Genomic DNA, 26,708 nt, shown 5'->3' with positions numbered 1-26,708 from the left:
ATGACGAATACATCGGAATTCATGGTTACACGTAATGTAGAACAGGTTAAAGAACAACTTAATAAAATGATGGTAGAAAGAATTATAAGTGCTTGCAATCAACTGCAACGAGAAATGAAACAAACAGTATCAGGTAGTCACAATGGTGTGAAGTATAAAATTCCACGATCAAGTCGCACATATATTGCTTCAAAACCAGGAGAGACATTTGCTTCTAGAACGGGAGAATTACAAGATTCTATTAAATATGGCTTACATATTACAGATACCGAAGTAGTAGGAACGATTGGAAGTCAATTAAAAAGAGCGGTGTATGTCGAAAATGGTACAAGTACTGTAGAAGCCCGACCTTTTTTCTTAAAAACGTTTGAAAAAGAGCGTGGGGAATTAAAAAGGACATTGGGAGGAGAACAATGACGACAAAAGCGATTGCAACAATTAGAAATATTATTGAGAAAGATACAATTGTGCAAAGTAATCTATCGAGATATGAAGGAGAGCCCGCTCTAACATTTCAAACTGCACAAAATGATATGAAAATGCCTTATGTGGTAATGAGAATTGAATCTAATAATCCGGATGATATAGAGGTAATTGATCGTATGATCCTCACTTTTGATATATATTGTGGCCAAGGTGATTATGAAAAAGCGGATGTAATTTCAAGGCGAATAGAACATTTGTTAGACAGAGAAGCGGGATTGTTAAGAGATTCTGGTATTATTACGATTCATCGAGCAGGCAGTATTACAGTTCCAGATGAAGATCCATCAATTATTCATATTAGTATTAAGTTTCTTGTACGGGTAGGAAGAATGGAATTATATTAAGGAGGGAAAAAAATGAGTTGGAAGCTTATTAATGGTGTACGTGAGGGTACAACTGATAATTTTGTTATTGGACCGGGTGTAATGTATAAAGGTTTTAAAAGTGTAAAAGACCTAGGTGAGATGTTAGGAGCTACTACAGGTGGCTGTAAAGTGGGGTTTACTAGAGAATACTATGATGCTGATATTGATGGTGTTTTAGGAAAACTAGTTCGCGGAAAATGGCTATTAAAAGATGAACCACATATGGAGGTTACACTAGTAGAATTTACGAAAGAAAATTTAGAGTTAGCTCTACCAGGCGTAGATGTAGATAGTACGACTGATAACGATTATAACATTGTAAAACCAACCAATGAAATTAAAGACGCAAGTTATAGTGATATTGCAATAGTAGGTGTAGTTTCAGGAAGTGATATTCCGGTTATTTTTGTTATCCGAAATGCAATGGTAGTTTCTTCTGTAGAAATTGATTTAAAAGATGGTAAAGGAACTGTAGGACTTAAATGCAAATTTATTGGTCATTATAGTGAAAGTTCGCCTAATACACCCCCTTATGAAATTTATTTACCAAAGAAAAAAGCACCTAAATTACCTACAACAAGTAAATAAGTTGTAGGTTTTATTTTTAGGTTATAAAAGGAGATATTGAATATGACAACAATGCTAGAAAAAATGATGCATAATAGTACAGAAATTACAATTTCAGGTCAGAAGATGAAGATGAGACGTTTAAATGTAAAAGATGTTTGGCGTTTTACTAAGATTATTTCTAAAGTTGGTCGTCATGCAATGACTGATTTTATGGAGTTCGGGAAAGAAAAGAATGAAATTGATGAAAAAATTCAATTGGCCCAAATGAATGAAGAGCAACAAGAACAGTTAAATGAAATTGAAAAACAAAAAAAAGAAAAGGGTTTAGAGTTTGTCTTTCAATTATTGTCTATGATTCCGGAATGTGAAGATGAGTTTTCGGAATTTTTCTCTAGTCTATTACAGATTAAGCGTGAAGAATTCGATCAGTTACCACCAGAAGCCATGGTAGCAGTTATTGAAGGATTATTAGAAAGCGAAGATTTAATGTCTTTTTTCAATCAGGTAAAGGGTCTAATCAAATCTCAAAGTCTCAAGTGGAACAAACAAGAAATGTAGAAAATGACTCTAATAAATACATAGAAGAAACAGAGCAAAATATGCTAAGGGCTTTTGATAAAGTCCAAAAACGGTATGGATGGACAGATGATTATGTTTTATCCATACCGTATTCTCGTTTAATGGACTTATTTTCTTTTATTAGTCAGGAAGAGCAGCAAGAAGAATTAAATGAATGGAAAAAAATGGCCTTTATCGGATTTCAAACAAGGCAATTAGAAGAAGGAACAACTTTTCAGGACTATTTGCAAGCTTTTGGACTTACGGAATCTACGTCGGATGGGGAAGAAAATGAGACTATGGAAGTTTGGTCCAAAGAGGAATGTATCGACCATGCAAATAAGCTGATTGCAGAGTTTCAGTTTGAAGACGATCAAGAATAAAAAACTTCCTAGTTAGAAAGGGGGGAGTGAATGTTTACAGAAGTATTCCAGTTGTTTGGTACAATTGGAATTAAAGCAGATGAAGCTTATAAGGATTTAGCAAAGTTTGAGGAAAGTTTACAAAAGGCTTCTAAGAACATACAAGAAAAATTTCAAAAACCAGCAGAAGTACTTAATCAAATAAATGGCCAAATTCAAAAATTTGGTAACGGAGCGACCAATGTTTTTGGGAAGATTGGTAACAAAGCGGATCAGGCATATAAAGGTGTAGAAAAGTTTGAAGAGAGAGTGCAAAAAGCCTCTAATACAATGCAAGAAAAAATCCAAAAATCAGCAGATTCTCTTGGGAATATTAGTAAGCAAATGCAAACATTTGGTGACACTATTTCAAATAAAGTTACAAAACCTATAGAACAAGTCAATAGCAAAGCTTTACAATTTGCTACCGATGTGGAAGGTTCTCAAAAAAAACTACAGGATATGCTTGGGTTAACTGAAAAAGATGCAAAGAGTTTGGCTGGAACTATTCAACCTATCGCTCAACAAGTCGTGAAGATTTCCAATATAGTAATACCATCGTTGAAGCAAACGGTTGAGTTAATCAAATCTGTTTCTAGTCTTATATCTAAGGCGAGTGAAATCATTGGTGGCCTTGTAAATATAGTTAAAACATTAATGCAAATACCGGGTGCAATTACGGCGATTATTAAAGATGCCTTAAAACTAATTAAAGTTTTTAGTGAGTTCGCACAGATATTGACTGGTCTTGGAAAATCAATGTTTTCATTAGTATTAAGTCCATGGGGCATTGCAATACTTTTAATGGTTGGTTTAGTATATGTGCTGTATAAAAATTGGGATTCAATTGTGAAATATACAAAGCAGGCAGTGCAATGGATCAGTGATATTTGTTCTAAAGCCTGGGATGCTATCGTTAAAGTTGCGAAGTCAGTATGGGATAGCTTGTCAAAGTTTTTCTCAAGTTTTTGGGAAGGAACAAAAAAAGTATTCCAATCTGCGGTATCGTTTATAGATAAAATACTTAGCGGGGCATGGAAAATAATTACTACTGTAATTACAATGTATATCAACATATGGAAAAAGACATTTGAAATTGGTTGGAATTTAATAAAAACGATATTTAATACAGTGCTAAACGTAATAAAAAGTGTTGTTAAGTTTGCTTTAGAATTTATTAAAAGCTATATTTCTACTGCTATTAAAACATGGCAAAATATTTTTAAAACTGGCTGGGATATTATAAAAACAGTTTTTACGACGGTGCTAAACTTTTTGAAAACATTTATAAGTGGTGCATTTCAAGCAATTCGCAGCATAATTACGACTGTGATGAATGGGATAAAAACCGTCATTTCTACAGTGTGGAATGGAATAAAGGCAATTTTTACGACTGTATTAAACTTCTTAAAATCAGTTGTAAGTAGTGTGTTTCAAGCAATTCATAGCATAATTACAACTGTAATGAATGGAATAAAGACGGTTATTTCTACGATTTGGAATGTAATTAAAACAGTTTTTATAACTGTATTAGAGACTATAAAGAATTTTGTGGTTACAGCATTTCATTTTATAAAAAACACAATTACGACTGTAATGGATATCGTAAAGTCTATTATTGTAACCGCATGGAATTTTATTAAAGAAACAATAATAGTTGCTGTTCGGACATTTGTTAACTTTGTGGTGGATAACTTTAATAAGATAAAAAACACAATATTTAGTGTTGTTGGTGCTATTAGAGATTTCATAGTAAGTAACTTTGCAGCAATTAAAAAAGCTATCGTCGGAGCGTTTGACGGCATTGTTGATACAGTAAAGGATGTATTCGGTAAAGTTGGTTCTATAGTGAAAGGGATAGCAAACGACGCTGTAAGCTGGGGGAAAGATATTATTGCTGGTATTGGTAAAGGTATGACATCTATGGCTGGCTGGGTTGTTGATAAAGCTAAAGGCGTTGTAGACGGAATACCAAAAGCAGTTAAAAGTTTCTTTGGTATAAAATCTCCTTCTCGTCTAATGATGGAGTACGGCGGATATATTACAGAAGGTCTTGGTGTAGGGATGGAAAAAATGATCCCGGCTGTGGACAAGGCTTCTGGATTGTTAAATAAAGCGGTTGTTCCACCGAAACCGATGCAACTAGTAACGGATGTATCTACCCGAATTGGACAAATGGGGGCACATTCTGCTGATATGATTGGAAAATCTGCACATCCATTTGCTGGACACTCTTCTGTTGAAAAGAAAACAGATAAAGGTGTTACAATTCAAAATGCTACATTCAAAGTTGCTGTTGAAAAATTGCAAACTGCAGAGGATTTTGTGAAAATGAGAAAATTACTACAAAACGTAGTTGCTGACGATCTAATGGGAATGGCGGTGCGTAATGTATGAGTATATTAAAAACATTGCATAGAAGAGCTGGTTCATATCATCTCTTATGGGATGTTACAGAATTAAAAAGTACAATTAAATATACTATTAATTTTTCATGGCCTGGGACATATAATTTTTCTTTTATGTCCCAAGTTCCTATTGGTTCTGATGGTATGTTACCAGATAAATACTTTATTGTTCGAGTAAATGGTATTGAAAAATTTAGAGCAAGAGGTGCTTATGCCTGGGAAGCAAGAGAAATTTTTGTTGGTGCAGGGCCACAAACAATTGAATTTACAACAATCGGTTACGGTTCTTCTGACGTAGCCTATTTGCGCGATGTTTATTATCATGCATATGGACCGATACCTACAATTGCAATGATTGAACAAACGAAAATGCCTAAATCCTTAAACGGATTAAAAAATTACAATGTTATGCATGGATATCCTCGTTACCAAAGTACTGGTAATAAAGGATGTGAAGTAGAATTTACTGCTTTATTCAATGATATCAATCATTGGCGTGAGTTCATGAGTGAAATATATCGCCCTCATATTATTACAGGTGATTACGGTACCTATGGTGGTATTATTCCACCTAATGAAGTTGATGCAATACGTAAAGGAACACTAGTAATAGCAAAGTGTAAATTAATATCTATGTCACAAGCAGGTATTGGAGTTGATGGAATGTGAGAGAAGGATCTATTTCTTTAATCAGAATGTTGGGGAGCTATTTCCAAGTGGGGAATAATGCTCCTAATTTAATTGTTTATATGAAAAAAAGAGAATCTTCTTCTTATGTACAAATACAACATCGTGTAGTAAGCCTGGAAGTGCAAGAGAACGCAGATCAGTTCGCAAGTACATTTTCTATTACCTTTGCTAATGAATATGGGCAAATGGCACCTGATAACTGGTATGGTAAGTTTTCTTCCATTCAAGAATGGTTTTATAACAGTGAAGTAACAAACACAAACCAACTATATCCGCAGACTGAATTTAAGGTTTCTATCGGTTATGGTGAAGAAGCTTTACCGTATATACATGGTTTTGTATCTGACGTAAAGGTGAATGCCGAAAGCGGCACAATATCAGTTACCTGCACAACATCTTATAAAAAGGTTCTACAAAAATCAGTAATTCCAACGCCGGGATCAGATGAAATTGTTGCACCGACTGGAAATGTGTATGATGTAGTGAAATTCTTCCTTGAAAAAGCAGGAGTTACATTACACGGTAGTAGGGTAAATATTCCCGGTACAAATCAAAGCTGGATTGTTGAAGGGGCAACTGGAAAGAGGTTTCAAAAGTGGGATGAAATTGTAAGGGATATTATAGATACAACATTCCACTACATTAAACATGAACCAGATGGAAGTTGTACATTTATGAAAATGCCAGACTATGCAATTAATGAGCCTGCAAAGTTTAGTTTTAGAGAAGGCGAAAACCTTATCTCTTTAGATATGCAATTAACAGATCAGGACATTAGTAACAGTATTGTTATTAAATGTGGAGATTATGCTAATGGTTTTATTAATTCATTCTTACTTAAAAATGTCTCTTTAGGGGATTTGCGAGAGGAAATGATAGAAGTACCTTGGGCAACAACATTCTTTGCAAGAAGGGCAGTTGCTGCAGCTTATCATTTAAAAGCGATTCAAAAGTTCAGAACATTAACAGTTGCTGTGATAGGGGATCCGCGAATTCAATTGTTTGATGTGGTTTCCGTCTATAATAGGGATTCTGGGCAACAATGGAACTACTTTGTTAAAGGAATTAACACAATGATTTCTGCTGATGATGGATTCTATCAAACTTTAGATTTATCTGTTAACTATGGGTATGAACCTACCCCATATACAGATATAGCAGGAATCACAGTAAATGTTGATACATTAAGATTAAAGCTTTGGGATTGGGATGTAGAGGATGGAGATTTATTAAATATTTATTGTAACAATAAATTAGTCGAAGAAAATTATTTTATTCGGAACAATCCTACATACGTTGATATTTCGCTTGAATATGGAGTAAATATCATTGTATTTGAAGCGGTTCGAAATCCTAAAGGGATTCTTACAGGCCGTTTGCAAGTACTAGATACCAAGAATAATATCTTGTTCGATTATGGTTCCTTACCAGATTTATCATTTCCTCGAGTAAATCAAGATAAAGATCACTATTATACCCAAAGGCCAGCAAAAACTTGGTCTGTTACAAGGGTAAATTAGGGGTGATTCTATGATAATGCAAAAGAATTTATATGATCCTATTATGTATTTAATGAAAGGATTAATTGATAGAGAATTTTACAGCGGTGGAAAACCGATGCCTGGTGATGATCCAAATGATGTTTTTAAAGAGGGTATGACCGAGGGATATACACTGGTTCGTGATGGTGCTCGGTTATCGGCAGTTGATGGAGATAAATATCTGCACTACGATTTGGTTTTTAATGGACAAGCACTACTTGAAAAGGTCCTTATATCCCATAAAATAACAGGTAAAAAGATGGAGATGCAACTAATTTATAACGCAAACAAACAATTAGATCGAGTACAACCAAGGCTTATTAATAAAGGTAGCGGTATGTTATCTGATTTACCAATTCCCGATGTGTCGTAATGATGCATGGGGGTTTTTTAATACAATAAAAAGGGTGATTACCTTTGTTTGAAACAACTTATATAGCTGGTGGTCGATTAGATGCGCCATTTTATCCAACGAAAACTTTTCCGTATATGAAAGGTTTTATAATGGATTCTAAAGCATGGACAGAAGATAAGATGGAATACGTATTACCAATTGACATGGAGTTTTATGCCATTAGCGTAAGTAGTTCTATGTATGAAATCGATGATAAATGGTCGCTTATTGTAAATGACGGTATTGTCTGTGAGGATATTTATACAAAAAAAATACCAGAAGGTATAAGTCTTATGTCCTATATGCAATTAAAAGCTGGAGATAAAATTATTTTTAAATTTCATAACCAAGGAATTAATAATAAGCAAGTATGGATTGCTTTACAGTTTTTGAAGTAATTGGAGGGAGATTATGAGTTTTGCTGTAAATTATATGGCGGGTGGCCGATTAGATGCTCCATACTTTCCAACCAAAACGATTCCTTTTATAAAAGGAAGAAGAATAGGTGTTTATGAAAATATTCATCATAATGAATTTATAGCACCAGTTGATATGGAAATGATTGCATTTTCTATTGGTGCATCAAAATATAACGATAATGACTATTGGAATTTATATATTAATAATGAAAAAATAGCAGATGAAATTTATATGAAAGATGTTCCCGAAGGATTTAATTTTTCTGTTGTTAAACAAATTCCTGCGAAAGCGATTATCCGTTTTGAATATATAAATAAATCTTTAGAGAAAAAAGCTATTTGGCTTAATTATCAATTTTTAAAAGATTAGGAGTGAAGTAAAGTGGCGTTTATTGAAAAGTTATTTCAAGAGGGAAGTTTCTTAGACGATATTACAAATCTAGTAACTAATAACGGATGGACAAAGGTTAAAAAGTTTCAAAAGGCGGGGTATTCCTTACAACTAAGAAATAATTATTATGATAGAGACAGTTTAATTAAATTTGGTTTAGCAGAACACACAATTATTAAAAATGTAGAAGGAACTATGTATGGATTAGTTCAAATTGCTTCTTGGGATATACCTAAAAAAGATGTTACTTATAAATTTGATACAGAAGAGGATAAGGCGGAGTTTATTAAGGATGCAAAATTAAGATATAGTAGAAATCTTGATCGTTCTTGTTTTTATATTTATATGATTGAAAAAGAACCGGTATTTAAAGAAGGAACAGCATCAGTAGTGACTTTTGATACTTTTCCAAAGGGTCTAATAGATGTAGAAGTGAGTAAAACAGACATTTATATGAAGGATGGTGACCCGGTTATCGCCTATACTGATGCTAATACAGACGTTATGATGTCACCATTTGTAAAAATAACATTACGAAACCCAAACCTACAAGGTATTGATGTGAAAACAAATTGGTGGCCTGATTCATTAGTTAGAGTGACTGGCCAAGTAGATAAGGATCGTGTAGTTTTATTAATTCAAGCAGATAATACACCTGCATTTGAAAATAATGTAGTTCCGGTTACACCTTTATACATGGGCAAAATTGAAAGCTATGCGAAAGATGATCAAATTGGTGACGCACTTTGGGCTGGGACAGCATTTGATACAGGTACAGAAAATAGCTCACATGCATTTGATTTTAATGATAAGAAACCATATAGAAATGTGAATGATAGTTTGCCAATTTTAAAAACGTATCCTAAATCACCGGGTAATGGCATTGATAACGTTATTATTAAGCGTTCGCGATTAGGGGCTAGATATCAAGCGCATTATATTGCTTGGAATGTTGCTCCGAATGAGATGCCGCCTGATAGAAAAGGAGTAAATGGTGGTCAATATCCACTAGCTTGGCAGTCTCATGATAATGATGAATATAAGTATCAATTTAATCCTTCGGTATATAGTGGTCGAGTTCATACATCTCGTGCTTATATTGTTCATCCAGATGAAGGTGTGCGAGGTTTCTTACCTCATATGGTTTTACTATCTCCTTTAGGATTATTGAATGGGGATAAATTAAAAGTGCGAAAAAATACTTGTCCAGATACATTTGATATTTATCGTTTTTATAATGTTGATGCGATTTCGCCAATTACAAAAAGACCAGCGACACCATATCGTCCAGCTGGATTAGGAATTTATGAGAAGTCAATGTAAAGGGGAGAGAAAAACATGTGGTTTGATAAAGTAGCTTATTTACAAACATTACCGGTTGAATTAGAGAAAATGATTACAGAGCGAGGATGGAGTCGAAAGTTATACTTTAAAATTAGAAGTGGTATCAATAAATTTATTGATGTTCGATTATTTGAATCGTTAGGTAGCGATGGAGAATGGCGCAGATTTGGAGTGGCAAATGCTTATGATACGAGCGATTCTGATTTTACAGATGGTAGATTTATTCCTGTGGATTCTCCATTAGGAAAGCTAGGCATGGGAGATGGAGTGAAAAAGGAATTTCAAATTCCGACATTTCCTGTAGTTGAAAGTTCTTTATTAGTGTATGTAAATAGCATTTTACTAGAAAAGGATAAATATAAAGTTGATGCTAAAGCGGGGAAAGTTATTTTTAATCAAGCGATTTCAAAAGGAGATAAAATCACCTGTGAGTATCGATTAACAAATGATGCATACGAACCAAATAATGATATGATTTTCTTTACGTTTAACCAATATTTTATTGAGAAGGAAGTAAAGTTATCAGATGCTGAAAGTGATTTAGGAAACGGTACCGGTTCAAAAAAATCATTTAATTTGCCATTTTCAAATTTTGATGAAAGTCGTTTTATGGTTTATAGAAATAATCAGATGGTCGATCCGGGGGAATATACAATTTCAGATACAGCAATTGAATTTCAAACTGCCCCAAAAAGTTCCGAGAACATTAAATTTTCTGGAGTGTATTTTTTAGCACCAAAGGCAGACGGAACGTTAGATACTTTAGTAGCAAAGACATCATTTGACGTGCAAAAAATGGAAAGTATTATGGCTGAAGTATACTCTACAGTTAATTTTGTAAACCCTTCGCCTTATACACCAATTAGTTTTACACCGGACGCTCGTTTTACGAAAGATTGGAAACGTGATTCTGTCGTTTATATGTATGGAAATGGAAACAAAGACCGTATTGTTATGTTTATGCGTGTAGATCCAACACCAAGTCCTGTTCGAGCATTATTTGTACCATTATATATTGGAAGAATGTACACATTTGATAATGCACCGCGTAAAAACACTGTAATTATTGGTGGTTGTCGTAACGGAGATCAATATAATTATGCGCCTAATAAAAAAATTGGAAATGCAAATTTAGACTACGGAGAAAATACAGGTAATGGAAATGATTCTGTATTATTAGCTCAATCATACACAGGTGCAATGTATCAAAAACATTATTTATCATTTATTACGCACGATATGGATATTGATAGTGGACAAGGTCGATTTAATCCATCTGTCTATAGTGGAAAATATCATCTGTCACAGATTTATATCGTTCATCCTAATGATGGATATGTTGGGAAATTAGATGATGTTTATGCTGTTCACCCAAAAAATATTCAACAGGCCGATGAATTGGAAATTGAAAAGGAAGTTACAAGTGAATCTTTAGGAAAAGGAAATGGAATGAGAAAAGTTTTCCATTTAGAGCATAAACCTAAAGCAGGAACACTTAAGTTGTTAAGTGGATGTACTTTAGTTCCTAATACTGACTTTGTTTTAAATGAAGATGATAAAACAGTGACGTTTAAAGAAATTCCAATTAACGGGGTAGAGATTACAGCAAGTTATGAATTTGCACAATTATATCGTTATACGTTGCCGACTACCGCAGTCTCTCCGATGACACAAGCGAAAGCAACGCCATTTAATCCAATTGGTCTAGCTATTTATAAAGAAGATATTTAATCATTAATCATATAAGGGGGAATGCAGAGAGTGAGTGAGAAAATTTATTCTATTGCTTCCCCTTCTTTATGTACGAAAAAGAAGAGTCATGTTGTTTCGATTCCTTTGGGATCAACAATGAAGAAAACATATAGTCTCTCGCTTTCTGTTTTAAATCCTTTTGTAAAAAATGCGAATAATTTTCCAGTCAGTTTGCCACCATATTCAAGATTCAAAGCTGTTAAGGAAGAAGATGCTGGGGTATTTGCAACCAAAATAGTAAAGGGAAAAGGTATATTAACAGACCTTGTTGTAGAGGCAATAAGGCAAGTTGAGGTGACTGCTAATATTGCTAAAGTGGATATTGCAAACCTAATGCGGAGTATCAACATGGAACTGTTAAGCATACAGGATTCTAAACCGCTTAAAGAAATTCTTGCAGATGTTCATTACTATCAGAAAGCAATGCAACATGACCGAACTTTTGATATGGAACATATGGAAGGGAACAATGGAAGCAGATTAGATACAAAGTATGCAGATGTAACAGAAATGTCTAGTACAGATCGTAAGATATATAAAGCAGGTAATATGCTCCCAATTGAGCAAGAGAGAGTAAAACAGAAATTACGAGAATTTGCAACCAATGTAGATGAAATACCGCGATGGGTACAGATTGCACGTATTTTATATGGCGAAGGGTTTTATGAAACAATATTGACTGAAAGAAGAGAGCAAGAAATATGTAGTACTCTAGTTAGAAATGTGGATCATGTAGAGATTAGCCAAAAAGAATTACCTGTACAAGATATAAGTGATTTTGAGCTTTATAATAACATGTCAAGAGAAGTAACTACTTCTTATGAGGAATTTGATTTATTTACTGATACAGGAATTCCGGTTTATATGCCAGATTATGATTTGTTTGCTCGTAAACAAAGAGAAATACAGGCTCGTAATATAAATTACAATACAGCGAATAGAAATGCCATTCAGCGAAATGGTGAAATAAATTATTTTGAATTTGTAAATAGAAAAGCGCTGAAGATAGATGGAAAATTTATTAATATAGAAGATTTAGAGCGTAAAAAGTTGGAACTTCAAACTAATGAATATGATGTGTCATTTGCGGACCGCATAATGCAAGACATATATACATATGGTGGCCATGTATATAATAACGCTCAAAAACTATTAATAGAATATGATTCATCTCACATAGAAATGAATGACATGAATCATATAACGCATGAATATGAAAGTAAATTCATAAGTGAATATGAGTTATTGGAGAGACAGTACCATTCTAATGAGGTAATTTTAGTAGAAACATTGATGGTATCCAGTCAGAATTATTTGTACATGGATTATAATCTTCCAGAAATGATACAGAGTGATGTGCTCACAAAAGAAGTAGAAGTAAAATTAGCTGAAGACGAACAAGTTAATAAGAAAACGAAACATGTATGGACTGAATATATACACCATGAGGAAATGGACCTAATACATAAACAATTATGGGGGACTATTCAAGATAACTATGAATTTGCTAGTAGACAAATCAAAAAATTGACTGGATTTTATGAGGAATTTGATCTTTTTAATAGTTTAGGAATCCCAGTTTATATGCCAGACTATGATTTATTTGCTCGTGTACAGAGAGAACTACAAGCGAAACAAATAACAGTTAACTCAGCTAAAAGAGACATACGTTCAGTATATGGTAATGTTCGTGATACGGATCTAGCAGATAGAAGCATACAAGAGAAAGAGGGAGTCTTTTTCGATGTAGCTGCTATTGATAGAAAAGTATTACAAATGGAAGTGAATGTACCTTCTTATGAACTTTCTAATCGAGTTATAGGTGAGCAAGAAGATATAGGGATATATGGATATGAACATTTCAATCGAGTAAATGGACAGTATCATACTGCTCAAGCAGATATATCTTCCATGAATCGGATTCTATGTGAAATAGAAACTCCATTTACAAATGCGTATGAATTAGCAAAGCGTGACCTTCATGAGTTGTTAGTGGAGGATGATAAAGTAGCGGATTCTGTATTGTATGATCGGTTGTTTATAAGTGAAGAAAGTAATGAACCAATAACAAGTGAAAGAGTTAGAGTCGATAATGAATCAGAATGTATTAGCCCTGTAGAGTTTACAAAGCAAGAACAATTGATAGCGCATAATGATGAAGGATATGAACTTGTTAATAGACGCGTAAAAGAACAGGATTCTCGTTACGAAGAATTTGATCTTTTTGATTTAATAGGAACTCCAGTTTACTTACCGGAGTATGATTTGTTCGCAAGGATTCAAAGGGAATTACTAACGAATATAGAGACAGCTGAAATAGCAAATAGAGAAAATAATATAGAAGCAGAAATTAATACGGTTGATTCGATTGGTCATCTAGTGAAAGAAGTAGCAACTAATATAATTGATAGTAATGATATAGGACATATTGAGAAAGAGTTACAAACTAGTATTGAACAATATGAAACTGCAACGAATGATAGGAATTGGTATGCAGAAAGTACTATATCTAATCTGATGACAAAGCGAGTGCCAGAAATAGATACGCATATAATCGTTACTGATCAATTAGAGAGAATAATAAAAGAACGTAATACAAATGTAATTAAGGATGAAGAGTTAGAACGACTTACGAAACAACTCATAATGAAAATTAAGCATTTTGATGATATGCGACAAATTAATAATGAGTACGAGTCAAATATTTTTGAAGCAGACGAATGGCAAAGAAAAGCAGATAATAAAGCATCAATACATGAATATGATGTAAGTGAGTCTGAAAGAGAACTAGCTAGTGAAGAAATCCGTACAACTTTAACGAATAAGTACAATACTTTTAATACTACTATTGGTGAGATAGAACAATCCAGCCGAACAGTAGACAGCGAAAGTATACTTGTTGAAAGTGATACTTTTGTATTAGAAAAAGAAAAAGAAATAGAAGCATTGTATGAAGAGTTTGATCTATTCGAAGGATTAGGGATTACAGTTTATTTACCAGATTATGATTTGTTTGCAAGAATCCAAAGAGAATTACAAACAAATATAGATACATATGAAATAATGAATAAAGAAAATGAAACAAGAGCAGAAATTAGTTCATTCTATCAGTTTGGTAATGTCTTGCAAGAAGTTGATGCGACCGTTGCAACGATAGATAATGTAAAAGTCGTAAAAGAATTAGCTGCAAAAATGATCGATAAAGAGAATTTTAAGATTATTGACAGAGAGTTACAGATTAGTATTGAACAATATGAAACCGCAATGAATGATCGAAATTGGTATGCAAAGAATATTACATCTGCCCCAATGGAAAAGCTTATGAAAGAGGCAGAGGCAAATATAGTAGTCACGGATCAATTTCATAAAGATGTAAGAGAATTTAATACAAATGTAGTGAAGAATGAAGAAGTAGAACGTACAGTACGAAATATAATGATGAATATTTTAGAATTGAAGGATATGCATCGGAAGTCAATTGAAGAGGCTTCAAATATTCATGAGCTAAATGAATGGGAAAGAAAATCAACTCATAAAGCATCTATAAATACATACGGTATGTTTGAAAATGTAAGAGAATTATCTAGTATAGAGATCCAATCAACTCCAGTGAATAGAAGAAATCTCGTTCATACGAATATAGATGAAATAGAACAATTTAATCGCATTTTAGAAAACGAAAGTATACTTGTTGAAAACGATACGTTTAAATTAGAAAATATCTATCAGGCAGAAGAACCGGTTGAATTTGAGGAAAGCGATATATTAATCGAAGAAGAACCAAAAATATGGTTAAAACATAGCCGGGAATCTTGGTGGAATAATTGGAATTGGAAGAAAACGAGATAATAAAGTAGAGTGCTAGATTAGCTTTTATTTAATTATATTATATCGAATATTCGTATTTTATGGCATTATGTAATTGTTAAAATTGAACTGCTAGAGCTGTTGTAAAAGTAAAAGCTTAAGCAGTTCAATTGTATTTTAAATGTCTTTTAGTAAGTAAATTAGTTCCTTTCTGTTATGCATGAAATATTTAAATTTATTGATCCATCAAGCTGTTGGCTAGTATGGTTATGCCATAGTAGACCTTACTGGTGGAGCAAGCGGAATTATCGTAAGACAAAATAGAGAGGTGATATTATGGCAAAACTTGGTGACCAATTACTTCAGCCAGAAACGGGCTGGAGTCGTTTTGATGATATAAACACGAATATTTTTTATACAGGTGATTGGCTAGTATCTACAAATAGTCCTGCTACTTATAATAACTCAGTTCATATGAAAGCTTACCCTAAGACTACACCTTACGGGATTAAGTTTACCTTCACCGGTACAGGGTTACGTTTAATGTCTCAGAAAACGTCCGTTACTGAGTTTAAAGGTTTAAAAACAAATGTTGTTATTGATGGAGTAGATTCCGGAACCTTTGAAATGTACGACAGTTCTGTAAGTACTGTATATCAATGTATAATGTTTGAGAAATTAAACTTAGCACCCGGTCCTCATACAATAATTATCAGTACAGATGCATTGTATTTCGATGCAGTTGATGTTCAGGGAGGGTCTATTTTTACTCCTAAAGTAGACCAAGTACTGACAGAACCAGAATCGGGTTGGACTCGAATTGATGATACAAATGAGAATATAACGTATATAGGTCAAACTTGGACACCTCGTACGTCATTAACTGGTTATTACAAAAATACTTACACAAACAGGTCTTCTAATGCTACTGACGAGGGTACTGTTCAATTCCACTTTAAAGGTACAGGTATTCGAATAATTAGTCCGAGATATCAATCACAAAGACCTGATATGAATGTTCAAATTGATGGTGTTCCTTACGGTAGTTATAAAATATGGGATTCGAAAGTAAATAACCTTAAGGGTCAAATTGTAGCTTACGAAGTCCTAGGTCTCGAAGATAAAGTACATGAAATTAAGTTAACCGGAACAACTCACATGGTTGTTGATGCATTCGATATTTTAGGTGGCACTATTGTTCCTAAAGCTAAACAAGGTGACCTCCTACCAAACCCGGAACCTAGTTGGAAGCGTCATAAGTTTAATGCGAAATTAAGTGATGGTACAGTAGCTATAAAATACTACCCCGAGGGTGCATGGGAACCCTACAAGGACACTGATAAATATACAACAACTCGAGATTTCGGTTACCTTAAATTTAAATTCTATGGTAGTGCTATTAGAGTTATATCAACTCACTTTAATAACTCAGCAACTAATGCAAAGATAACTATAGACGGCATCTCGAGTTACTACAACTTCCGAGGAGATTCAGATGGAGATCGGATATCTGTTGAAAAGTTAGGGTTACCATTAGGAATTCATACCGTAGAAATCTACGCTAACAAGTCGGGTAATTTAAGTTTATCTGCTATAGACTTAAAAGATGGTGAGTATTTTGTTTCTGAAATAAATGTGGGTGAACAATTGCTAGAACCTCAACTGGGTTGGAAACGAATTGACGATACAGATAATAATATTGAATACACTGGTGTATGGGCAACGAGTACAGCTGATGCTAGATACTACAACAACACGTTTCATTATAAACATGCAACTTCAAACACGCCAGCTGATTCTAACCCGGTTTCGATAAAGTTTAACTTTTCAGGAACAAAACTTAGAATTATCGGACTTGCATTATCATTGTATGACGCAAATGCTAAGATTTTAATCGACGGTGTAGAGGAAACTATCAATTTCTTCAGACCTAAAGACTTCCCACCTATCCACAAGGCGTTAATATACGAGAAGACAGGTTTACCTAATCAGTTGCATACTGTTGAAATAAAAGGTAAATTTATGAATCTCGATGCTATTGACATTGATGAATCTGGTTCAATTGGAGGTAAGCCACCAGTAAAGGTTGGGGACCAACTGTTACAACCTGAAGATGGTTGGAAACGAATTGAAGATTCTAATTCGAGCTTTAAATATACAGGAGACGGATGGGCAACTCATTCAGATGCCAAATGGTCTGGAGGATCTACTCACTATTGTCCGAACTCAGATAAACTTGCTACGGTTGAGTTTGTATTCAATGGCACTAAGTTACGAATAATAGGATTACTTTCTGCTGGGTATAGAGAAGGTCAAATTTGGATTGACGAACAACCGGTTGAGACTATAAACTTCGAGCAACCAAATGCTCAATATCAGTCCTTAGTTTATGAGAAACTAGGTTTAGCAAACGGTGAGCATAAAGTTAAACTATCCGGTCTTAATATAAACTTCGATGCTATTGATATTGATAGTGACGGAAGTATTCAAAAACCGCCTGCTAAAGTAGGTGACCAATTAATTCAACCAGAACCGGGTTGGAAACGAATTGATAATATAGATACAAATATTCAGTATCTAGGTAGCAATTGGACAAGTGATTCAGATTCTACCAGACAGTACTACAATAACACTTGCCATAACAACCTGAACACCGATAAATCAGCTCAAATTAAATTTAATTTTAAAGGTACTAAGCTGAGATTGATGTGTTCTGTTTATGAGAATCATAGTAACAAAGTTGCAATAAGTATAGATGGTCAAGTTCAGTACTATTCAGAGTCGAGAGTTGTAGATAGAGCTTATGGAAGTGTTTTATGCTACGAGAAATTAGGATTAGCTGATGCCGTTCACGAAGTTACTATTAAGTGTGAAAACCCTGGTGCACTCTCACTTGACGCTATAGACATCGACGACAATGGTTCAATGAGTAAACCTCCTATTAAAGTAGGAGACCAATTATTACAACCGGAGGCGGGTTGGAAGCGTATTGACGATACCGATTCTAGTTTTAAATATGTAGGTGATTGGTGGAAGTCGGGTGATACTACTCCTGAATGGTTTAACAATACATTCCACTATGTTGACGGAGCTTCAGGGGAAGTACAATTCCAATTTTCAGGCACTAGACTTAGAATTATTGGTTGTATACACGAGTCCCAGTATCGAAGTAACGATATTAAGATTATAATCGATGGTCAAGAGGAATTTTACAGTGAGCAAGCTACTAAAGTTGGATATCAAACATTGGTTTATGAGAAATTAGGTTTGGCAGAAGGTGTTCACGATGTGGTTATTAAATCCGGAACTAATTCGCCTTTCCCGTTAACTTTTGATGCTATTGATATTGATAGTGACGGAAGTATTCAAAAACCACCTGCTAAAGTAGGAGACATTCTATTACAACCCGAACCAGGATGGACTCGTGTAGATGATACAAATCCGTTAATTCATTACAGAGGTGATTACTGGGCTTTAGCTAAGGATGGAGGGTATGAAGGCGGATACAATAAAACAGCAACTTTTAGAGTTCCTGACCACTCGAACAGAACATTAGGGACAGTAGAGTTCTCTTTCAAAGGTACAGGCCTTCGTGTCATTTCAGAAACCTACTCCGAAAGTTCTTGGGAGGATGTTTCCATTGAAATTGACGGTGTGACTGAGAAATATAAGGTTAACACTACAACTGATCGGGCCAAGACTCAGTATCAGGTTATACTATACGAGAAAAACTTACCCGACAGCGTTCATAAAGTAAAACTTTCAGGTACTCAATGTACATTCGATGCTTTTGATATAAAAGGAGGAGAATTAGTAGAAACTCCTACTAACTTTGGTGATGTATTATTCGAGCCTCAACCTGGTTGGCAACGAATTGACGATACAGATAGTAATATTGAATACAATGGTGTATGGGCAACAACCGATGCTGATGGTAGATGCTACAACAAAACCGTTCATTATAAACATGCAAGTTCAAACATCCCACCTGATTCTAACCCAGTTTCTATAAAATTTAATTTTACAGGGACAAAGCTTAGAATTATTGGAATTGGGTTATCTGAGTATGAATCTGGCGCTAAAATTCTAATTGACGGAGTAGAAGAAACTATCAATTTCTTTAGACCCTCAGGTTTAACTGCTGTCTACAAGTCGTTAATATACGAGAAGTTAGGTTTATCAAATAAATTGCATACTGTTGAAATAAAAGGTAGATATATAAATCTCGATGCAATCGACATTGATGAATCTGGTTCAATTGGAGGTAAATCACCAGTTAAGGTCGGGGACCAACTGTTACAACCTGAAGCTGGTTGGAAACGAATTGATGATACTGACTCGTTACTTAAATACCAGGGTACTTGGGAAAAAGGGACAAATAATTCTTGGTATAACGGTTCTTGGCATTATGTACCATCTAAAGACTCTACTGGTGCAGTTGAATTCAATTTCTACGGAACTCGACTCAGAATTATTTCTCTCTTAGATGCAGCAGCAGACCATCCAGATGATGTAACAATTACAATTGACGGTGTAACTGAGCAGTATAGTCAAGTATCACCTGCTAGGGTATATCAAGGACTTGCTTATGAAAAGTTAGGTTTAACTAAAGAGTTGCATAAAGTTAGAATTCAGTGTGGAACAAAGAATATTCTTTATCGACTTTGCTTAGATGCAATTGACATTGATGCAGATGGTTATATTGAAAAACCACCAATAACAGTTGGAGATTTCTTAGCTACACCAGAATCAGGTTGGCAACGTTTTACGAAGGAGAATATGTATTTCGATTATACTGGTGGCATGGATTACCAAAATCAAACACCACCTATCAAGTACTCGTTCGATAAAATTCAGTTTAGATTCTTCGGTACAAAATTTAGATTGATTTATTCGTCTAACTTAGGCTCAAATGAAGAACAACTTGGTCACGTATTAATTGACGGAGTGAAGTATCCTGTTAATATGTTCCCTGTATCCGGACCAGCTAAAGTTGCTTGTGAAGTACTTAACCTAGATGAAGGATACCACGTGGTAACAGTCAACGGTGGAACTCATGAAGGTTGGGACCCTCAATTTATTGGTGTTGATATCGACGCTACTGGACACATTGATAGACTACCTGTAAGTATTGGTGATGTTTCTACTTATCCAAACTATGGATGGAAACGTTATGATGACAACGCCACATACATTCAATATGATGCTAACTGGAGTAAAAACGTAGCCTATAACGGTGCTTATGGCGGAAAAAGTACTTGTGCTAAAAAGGGTAAAAATGCAAGTATGGTATTCAGATTTAAAGGTACTAAGTTACGACTCATTGTTGGTTGTGCTACTAAACAATATTATTCAGATAGAATCAGAGTAAAAATAGATGACTTACCTGAAGAGGATTTTGACGCTATTGCACTACAAGATACAAACCAAGTCTTGAAATATGAGAAACTCGGTTTAGAAGATATTGAGCACGATGTAACGGTAACAGTTATCACAACTCAACCCGGTGCTTTAGAATATGACTTCCGAATGGATGCTATTGATATTGATGACACTGGTAGTCTTGTTTCACGACCTGGTGTAGGTACTGTTCTTACAGAGCCTGAAAAAGGTTGGAAACGAATTGATGATAATGACCCTTTAATTCGATATATCGGAAACTGGAAACTAGCCACGGGTAATGATAAGCACTACAACAAGACAACTCATTACAATCTCGACAAGAAACTTGACACGAGTTTCGAATTTGAGTTCGTAGGTACTAAACTTAGACTTCTAGCTTATGGCGACAGTGGTTACGATGCAACTTCTAAAGTACTTATTGATGGTAAAGAAGAAACTATGGTTTACAATAGTCCTTCAGGTAACCAAGTCATACGTTACGAGAAAATAGGTTTAGACCGTGGCAAGCATACTGTAAAAGTGATTGGTAAAGCTATGTCATTAGATTCCATTGACATTGACGCTGACGGATACTTACTTGCTAGATTAGGTGACCAGTTAGTTGAGCCGGAACCTGGTTGGGTACGTTTTGACGATACTCACAAGAATATTGAATACAACGGTTTCTGGAAAACAACTGAAGCTGATGTTAGTTGCTACAATAATACTCATCATTGGAAGAGTAAGGAAGACAATAACGATAGCACCATATCAGCTAGATTTTTATTCAAGGGTACTAAGTTCCGATTAATTAGTATGACAAGTCCATCTTATCCGGAAGACATTGAATTGAAAATCGATGGTAAAAAGGAAATCCTTAAACTTTCAGGAGAAGATATGCAATACCAAACACTTGCATATGAAAAGAAAAACCTTGAAGATATGATTCACGTTATTGAGTTGTCAGGGAAATACATCAGTATCGATGCTATTGACTTAGAAGAAGGTGCAACACTATTAAAACTACCTGATGAGAAATTAAAACCATATCAAATAAGAAGTGGTTTAATCTTTAAGGATGATTTTGATACGTTTGATTCCAGATGGATTGCATCTCCTGTCGGTAGCTATTCTTTAATTGATCGAAAAGGATATTTTAGAATGCTACACAATGTTTCGCGTGACACATTATTACTTGCAGATCTTCCAAATGAGAAAGAATTCGCATTTGAAGTATCTGCTGATTATACGCCAACCCATGAAGATGACAAAGGCGGTATTATCGTTTGGAAAAACGGTGAGGAAAATATCGAGTTCTTAGAAACAGAAGATGGTACTCGAGAAACAACTGAATTGAAGTGGATGGCGTGCAAAGATAATGAAGATTGGACGTTTTTTTCTGATTATGGCGAAGGTTTTAATTTTTACGACTCAGATAGAATGAACTGTAGTAAGTTTGGTGTTGTATTAAAAAAAGGATCGAATTCAAAATTTGTGAATCTTGATATTGATTCCATTATTGCTACAAGAGGAAGAAAGTTAACCATTGCTAATATAGCGCCGAATATAAGTGTGGAGATGGAAGATGAATTTGGGAGAATTATATTCAATGGAAATACAGGGTATAACACTGGTATTCAAATTACTCTCCCGTCACTAGAATTTGCAGGTAAAGTTATTTTGAAAAATGTAGAAGGTAAAGAATTGGGTGTTATTAAGAATACATTTTATGGTGGAGATGTATATGGGTTCGGATCTAATTTAGAAATTAAATTTTCAGGTGAGGAGCTTTCAACATTAGCACAAACTCGATTGCCAGATATGATATCAGGGAAATCAGAAATTATGCTAGAACTTGTGAATCCTTCAGTTGCACGAGCGAATAATGTGAATTTAAGTATTGCTCAATATGAAGATAAATTTGGATGGTCATGGGCGGATCTTGCGTTAGACAGTAATGGTAAACCAGGTCAATATCAAGATAGTATCAATATTCCTTATGTAAATCCAGAAAAAACAATAAAGTTTTGGTTAAAAGTAACAAAGGGAACAGATTATGTTGGGCTTGCTCCATTACAATTTCAAATACATCTTGAACATGAGTAGTTGGGGGTGAAAAGATGGGAACATCAATGGTCGTAAATCGATATTATAAGCAAGAGGAACAAACAGAAAATATTTTTCCAAAGCTTATCGAAAAAAAAATAAAGGTTGAGATTAGTAGTAATGAAAAGAAGTATATACCTATTGAACTAGGTATAAACAAGTATGAACTTAGGACAATCTTTATTGAAAATACAGCAAATAATGACTATGAGTGTACAATTTTTGATAAACAAAAAGATGGACAAATTCAGTACAGCAGTATTAAAGAAAAAAGAACATACGATATAATCAATATTCCTTGTGACGATAAAGATCAAACAAAGTCTTGTCACCTATTTATTGAAAATTTTAGTAATGTTCCTTCGTTGTATACTGTGGTATTAAAAGTAACGACGTTAGTATAAAGTAAGTTTTATATATACAAGTAGTTTTGGGTTATCAATAGAAACAGTGAGGAGGATAATTTATGACAAAAGCTATTTTTACAAAAGGAACTTGCAAGAAATCTGAATTATTCGAAACGTTAATTAATATTATGAAAAATGCAGGTTGGATATACCATAACGAAGATACGCCAACTTCATATCCCGTTTTGTACACAAACGGTAAAAATGGCAACAGGCATTTTGCTATTAATTTATGTTGGGAGGATGGTTTCGTAACTGCTGCAGATATTCGAAAGACAACATATGCAGATGGAGTTTTTAAATTAGGCTGTGTTACCAAAGATCCTGCAAGCAACTCTATAAGTTTCCGTAGTGGAGACCAATGGGATACATTAGCATTCTTCCCAGGGCGGAGATATGATACGTGGCAAAATGGAAGTAGCTACAATCGTGCAGGTTACGAGTTAAACTGGGATATAGATTATTATTACTATGCAGATAAGGATTGTGTTATCTTTGTTATTTTACCATTTAAATATACAGGAAAAGAAAATACTATTATGTACTTTGGCTTTCCGGAACAGTCGTTTGTGGAGGAAGCTCAACGAAACTACACTAAACCATTTTCAGGTGGAATTTATGCTAATAGTGGTCATGCTGGGACAACGATTGGTTCTAAGCGTATTCGGGTTGTAGACAATCCGAAAAATCTACCAGAATTAGCTACTTTAACAAGCCAACCACATTCTGTAAACAGTTTAATACCTCAAATGTCACCAAACCTAGATAATAAGTTTTGTTTAAGTGAAATATTTATTAGTTATGGTAACAATATCGGAATGCGTGCACGGCTAGGGAGAGTATACGCATTACCGCCGGGTGGGATGCTTGATGGTGATATTATTCAAATTACGATTAATAGCGAAGTTCAAAGATATCGCTATACAACACTGGGAGCGGCTGATCAGACCTATACATCGTTCCCTACACAAGCAGTAGCAATTCGAGTAGAATGAGGTGATATAAAATGGAAGCTATTTTTACAAAGGGTTCAACGACAAAAGCTGGGTTATTTGATACATTTATTAATATAATGAAGGACGTAGGTTGGAAAGTTATGAATGAAGGCATTAAGGTGTCGGCTGACGGTAGTGTAGTCCTTCACTCAAAAGGTAGTTTAGGAAATACACCTATGTATATTGAATTTATTCCATATGAAGGTACTAACGTATTTGATAATGTTAGCTACGATATAAGAAGAGGGACCTATGGGTCAAACTGTTTATATCGATACTTTACAAACTGGGATGACGAGAAGAAAACTGGGATAGGGGGTTCTGGCTATCAAAGATTTAATTTTTTCAATGGTAGATATCCTACCACTTCCTCGTCTGGATATATCTCTATGCGTTCTGATATTAAAGTAGATTACTACTATTATTGTGATTTGGATCGAGTAATATTTGTAACCGTACCTGATAATAATGATTTTACTACGTATAAGCCAGGGGGATCAAGTTATCAGGCATGGGGGCAAGTTATTCAACCTCATATTAACTTTTTTGGAATACCAGAAGAGTCTTACTTGGAAGAGAGGAATGAACCAAGTTACTCATTTGTTATTCATGCTGCGTCATCGACTTCTTATTACAACGTTGATTCAAAATGGGGGGCGGATAATTATCCGTATATCATAATGGATAAACCTGCAAATGTTATTACTAATAATAGTCCATATTATGCAAGGTTCGACTATATGGGGATAAGTCCAGGACCCGAAGGTATGATGTATCTTACGGACTTTTATTTAAATATACCAACGGAAGGATTAAGAGGTAAATTAGGATTTATAAAGATATGTCCTTCTAATGGTAAAATAGTAAATGGTGATATTATTGAGGTGACCACTGAGAATAATATAGAACGTTATTTGTATATAGTTCATCCTTCTGGATATTTTGGTAGTGACTCTAATTATAAATCTACAGGTTCATTTTTTGGTACTAACATAGCAATTAGAATAGGGTAGGGGGATATCAATGGAGGTATTTAAAGCTCAGTATTTCACTCCTTTGTTAGTTCAAAATAACTATTCAAAAATATATCTTCATAGAGCGAGTGAGTTTGTTCTTACAACTTATTATTCTGGTGACAAATTATCTCAGAATAATACGATGAGTGAATTTCCAGCAGTATGGTATGGTGATGGTGAAGCAATGAGTATGCTTAATGAGGCAGGTGATTACTTTGTACGGTTTTTCTACCTTGGTGGTGTTCGAGTAACCCCCAGGGATACAGAAGGATTCTTTTTGCAGAACTCATTTTTATCAAAAGAAGAAATTTATGAGCAGAATTTACCAAGAAAAGAACCATTAGAATCACCATGGAAAAAGCGAACATATAGCAAGTAAAATAATTACAAATTTTATTGAGAGGAGTATACAAATTACAATTGAACCAGGGAAAGTTCTATATACGCCACTGGATGTAGGGTGTAACAAATACGATATTCGTACGATTCAAGTTACAAATGATTCAAACGTTGAAGCAATGTTATTTATGTACGATCAAAAAGAGAATGGGAATCAAGTCTATAAAAGCTTATCAGAAAAAAGAACATATGATATTTTGGCTATTCCTTGTGAGGATAAAGATCATACAAACAAGGTACATCTTTATATAGAAAATAGGGCGTAGCAACCTCTACTTTTAATGTTTCTATGAAAGCAATACGTTTAAATTAAGGAGGAACATATAAAATGACAAATAAAATTTGTAGGTTACACAGACTAGAGCGCAGAGAAGTCTTTATGAAGATTATCGATGAAATGAAAAAGGCTGGATGGCAGCAATTAAATGCTGACAAACCGGATAAGAATAATATTTTTGTTATGTATTCTACAGGTAATGATGGAACCAAAAACAATTATATTGAGCTGCGTCCTTATGATACGCTTGCAAAAAATTCTTCATTATCAAGTTCGTATGACATAAGAGAACCGAATGTGAAATATACAGATGGTAGTTACAGACTAATCAGAGGTTATGATAAAGAGGGTGGGAGTGGAACTGGAGAAGAAGTTTGGTTCTCTTTAGTATTCCATCAAGGGAAAGCAAATTATTCTAGTGGGGCAATTGCTTTAAATTATGAAAAATATATGGTTGACCTATATCTATACGTCGATAAAGATACTGTCATTTATTGTGTATATGCAAATGATGATGAAATCCCATCTCACAAAGGAAAGACAGTGATTGGTTTTATAGGTCTGCCAGAGGAATACTATCAACCGGAATTATTTTCACCTTATTCATGTCCCTTCAGTGTTATGTTAAGCTGCGGCTCTCGCAGTCAAACAGCTACACATATAACTGATAGAAGTAAATTTTTAGGTACCGTTTCATATTCTGATACAAACTCTACATTTTATTGGGATAAAGTCTTTCTAAAGGCACCCTCTAATGAAGGAAAGATAGTTTTCACTCCTTTATACATGGGAGATAGTCGTGAAGGATTTAGAGGGAAGTACGATGGCTTTTACATCTATAAAGGTAGCGGTTTTATTTATGGTGATATTACAGAGGTTGTTGAAAATGGGGGAATTCATAAGTACAAATTATTTTACACGTCGGCCCCTATATCTAATCAATTTAATTCATTTAGTGATTACTATGTAGCTTTACGAATTGAATAAGTAGGAGGTAAGT

General features: G+C 34.5%; 20 protein-coding genes and 1 pseudogene. All 21 read left to right on the top strand.

The window, feature by feature from the left end:
• The 21 genes and pseudogenes from AC1Q8L_RS22740 to AC1Q8L_RS22640 all read left to right on the top strand — a co-directional run bounded on the left by AC1Q8L_RS22740 (position 1) and on the right by AC1Q8L_RS22640 (position 26,695).
• Complete coding sequence (locus AC1Q8L_RS22740) at positions 1 to 417, top strand: HK97-gp10 family putative phage morphogenesis protein (protein WP_025117878.1); 417 nt, start codon at positions 1 to 3, stop codon at positions 415 to 417.
• Positions 414 to 830: a hypothetical protein gene (locus AC1Q8L_RS22735; protein WP_000208343.1), complete on the top strand. Its 417-nt coding sequence runs from the start codon at positions 414 to 416 to the stop codon at positions 828 to 830. The genes AC1Q8L_RS22740 and AC1Q8L_RS22735 overlap by 4 nt, the downstream gene beginning before the upstream one ends.
• A 12-nt stretch (positions 831 to 842) precedes the next feature.
• Positions 843 to 1,439 carry a hypothetical protein gene (locus AC1Q8L_RS22730; RefSeq protein WP_000118565.1) on the top strand — a complete coding sequence of 199 codons (597 nt, stop codon included), beginning with the start codon at positions 843 to 845 and terminating at the stop codon, positions 1,437 to 1,439.
• A 42-nt stretch (positions 1,440 to 1,481) separates the two neighbouring features.
• Entirely contained in the window at positions 1,482 to 1,979 is a 498-nt protein-coding gene (locus AC1Q8L_RS22725) for a hypothetical protein (protein ID WP_000210326.1), read from the top strand.
• The gene (locus tag AC1Q8L_RS22720; RefSeq protein WP_000438521.1) at positions 1,958 to 2,362 is read left to right on the top strand and encodes a hypothetical protein; all 405 of its coding nucleotides are present in this window, start codon (positions 1,958 to 1,960) and stop codon (positions 2,360 to 2,362) included. Before AC1Q8L_RS22725 ends, AC1Q8L_RS22720 begins: the two co-directional genes overlap by 22 nt.
• Positions 2,363 to 2,392: 30 nt before the next feature.
• On the top strand, positions 2,393 to 4,777 hold the full coding sequence (locus tag AC1Q8L_RS22715; protein ID WP_000493743.1) for a phage tail protein: 2,385 nt from the start codon (positions 2,393 to 2,395) through the stop codon (positions 4,775 to 4,777).
• Positions 4,774 to 5,457: a hypothetical protein gene (locus AC1Q8L_RS22710; protein ID WP_000025595.1), complete on the top strand. Its 684-nt coding sequence runs from the start codon at positions 4,774 to 4,776 to the stop codon at positions 5,455 to 5,457. The genes AC1Q8L_RS22715 and AC1Q8L_RS22710 overlap by 4 nt, the downstream gene beginning before the upstream one ends.
• Positions 5,454 to 6,998, top strand: coding sequence for a hypothetical protein (locus tag AC1Q8L_RS22705; protein ID WP_001206668.1), 1,545 nt, complete (start codon positions 5,454 to 5,456; stop codon positions 6,996 to 6,998). Before AC1Q8L_RS22710 ends, AC1Q8L_RS22705 begins: the two co-directional genes overlap by 4 nt.
• Before the next feature lie 10 nt (positions 6,999 to 7,008).
• On the top strand, positions 7,009 to 7,392 hold the full coding sequence (locus AC1Q8L_RS22700; RefSeq protein WP_000605837.1) for a hypothetical protein: 384 nt from the start codon (positions 7,009 to 7,011) through the stop codon (positions 7,390 to 7,392).
• 44 nt (positions 7,393 to 7,436) lie between these two features.
• Positions 7,437 to 7,811 carry a DUF8551 domain-containing protein gene (locus tag AC1Q8L_RS22695; RefSeq protein WP_000464270.1) on the top strand — a complete coding sequence of 125 codons (375 nt, stop codon included), beginning with the start codon at positions 7,437 to 7,439 and terminating at the stop codon, positions 7,809 to 7,811.
• A gap of 13 nt (positions 7,812 to 7,824) precedes the next feature.
• Positions 7,825 to 8,202, top strand: a complete 378-nt coding sequence (locus AC1Q8L_RS22690) for a DUF8551 domain-containing protein (RefSeq protein ID WP_000006644.1) — start codon at positions 7,825 to 7,827, stop codon at positions 8,200 to 8,202.
• Between the two features lie 12 nt (positions 8,203 to 8,214).
• On the top strand, positions 8,215 to 9,546 hold the full coding sequence (locus AC1Q8L_RS22685; protein WP_098312192.1) for a hypothetical protein: 1,332 nt from the start codon (positions 8,215 to 8,217) through the stop codon (positions 9,544 to 9,546).
• Between the two features lie 15 nt (positions 9,547 to 9,561).
• On the top strand, positions 9,562 to 11,298 hold the full coding sequence (locus AC1Q8L_RS22680; protein WP_000264163.1) for a hypothetical protein: 1,737 nt from the start codon (positions 9,562 to 9,564) through the stop codon (positions 11,296 to 11,298).
• Positions 11,299 to 11,319: 21 nt separating this feature from the next.
• On the top strand, positions 11,320 to 15,168 hold the full coding sequence (locus tag AC1Q8L_RS22675) for a hypothetical protein (RefSeq protein WP_257147330.1): 3,849 nt from the start codon (positions 11,320 to 11,322) through the stop codon (positions 15,166 to 15,168).
• 294 nt (positions 15,169 to 15,462) lie between these two features.
• On the top strand, positions 15,463 to 22,614 hold the full coding sequence (locus tag AC1Q8L_RS22670; RefSeq protein WP_098312194.1) for a hypothetical protein: 7,152 nt from the start codon (positions 15,463 to 15,465) through the stop codon (positions 22,612 to 22,614).
• A gap of 14 nt (positions 22,615 to 22,628) precedes the next feature.
• Positions 22,629 to 23,018: a hypothetical protein gene (locus AC1Q8L_RS22665; RefSeq protein ID WP_098312195.1), complete on the top strand. Its 390-nt coding sequence runs from the start codon at positions 22,629 to 22,631 to the stop codon at positions 23,016 to 23,018.
• A 62-nt stretch (positions 23,019 to 23,080) separates the two neighbouring features.
• Positions 23,081 to 24,016: a hypothetical protein gene (locus tag AC1Q8L_RS22660; RefSeq protein ID WP_098312196.1), complete on the top strand. Its 936-nt coding sequence runs from the start codon at positions 23,081 to 23,083 to the stop codon at positions 24,014 to 24,016.
• A gap of 11 nt (positions 24,017 to 24,027) precedes the next feature.
• Positions 24,028 to 25,029 carry a hypothetical protein gene (locus AC1Q8L_RS22655; RefSeq protein WP_000387295.1) on the top strand — a complete coding sequence of 334 codons (1,002 nt, stop codon included), beginning with the start codon at positions 24,028 to 24,030 and terminating at the stop codon, positions 25,027 to 25,029.
• A gap of 10 nt (positions 25,030 to 25,039) precedes the next feature.
• Positions 25,040 to 25,411, top strand: a complete 372-nt coding sequence (locus AC1Q8L_RS22650; RefSeq protein WP_000451643.1) for a hypothetical protein — start codon at positions 25,040 to 25,042, stop codon at positions 25,409 to 25,411.
• Positions 25,401 to 25,744 (top strand): annotated as a pseudogene (locus AC1Q8L_RS22645) (hypothetical protein). Before AC1Q8L_RS22650 ends, AC1Q8L_RS22645 begins: the two are co-directional and overlap by 11 nt.
• Before the next feature lie 15 nt (positions 25,745 to 25,759).
• Positions 25,760 to 26,695 carry a hypothetical protein gene (locus tag AC1Q8L_RS22640; protein WP_098312197.1) on the top strand — a complete coding sequence of 312 codons (936 nt, stop codon included), beginning with the start codon at positions 25,760 to 25,762 and terminating at the stop codon, positions 26,693 to 26,695.
• The last annotated feature ends 13 nt before the right edge of the window (positions 26,696 to 26,708 follow it).

It is taken from the genome of Bacillus sp. GW823-FHT06A11 (assembly GCF_058795355.1).
This window is presented reverse-complemented; position numbering and strand designations above follow the sequence as displayed.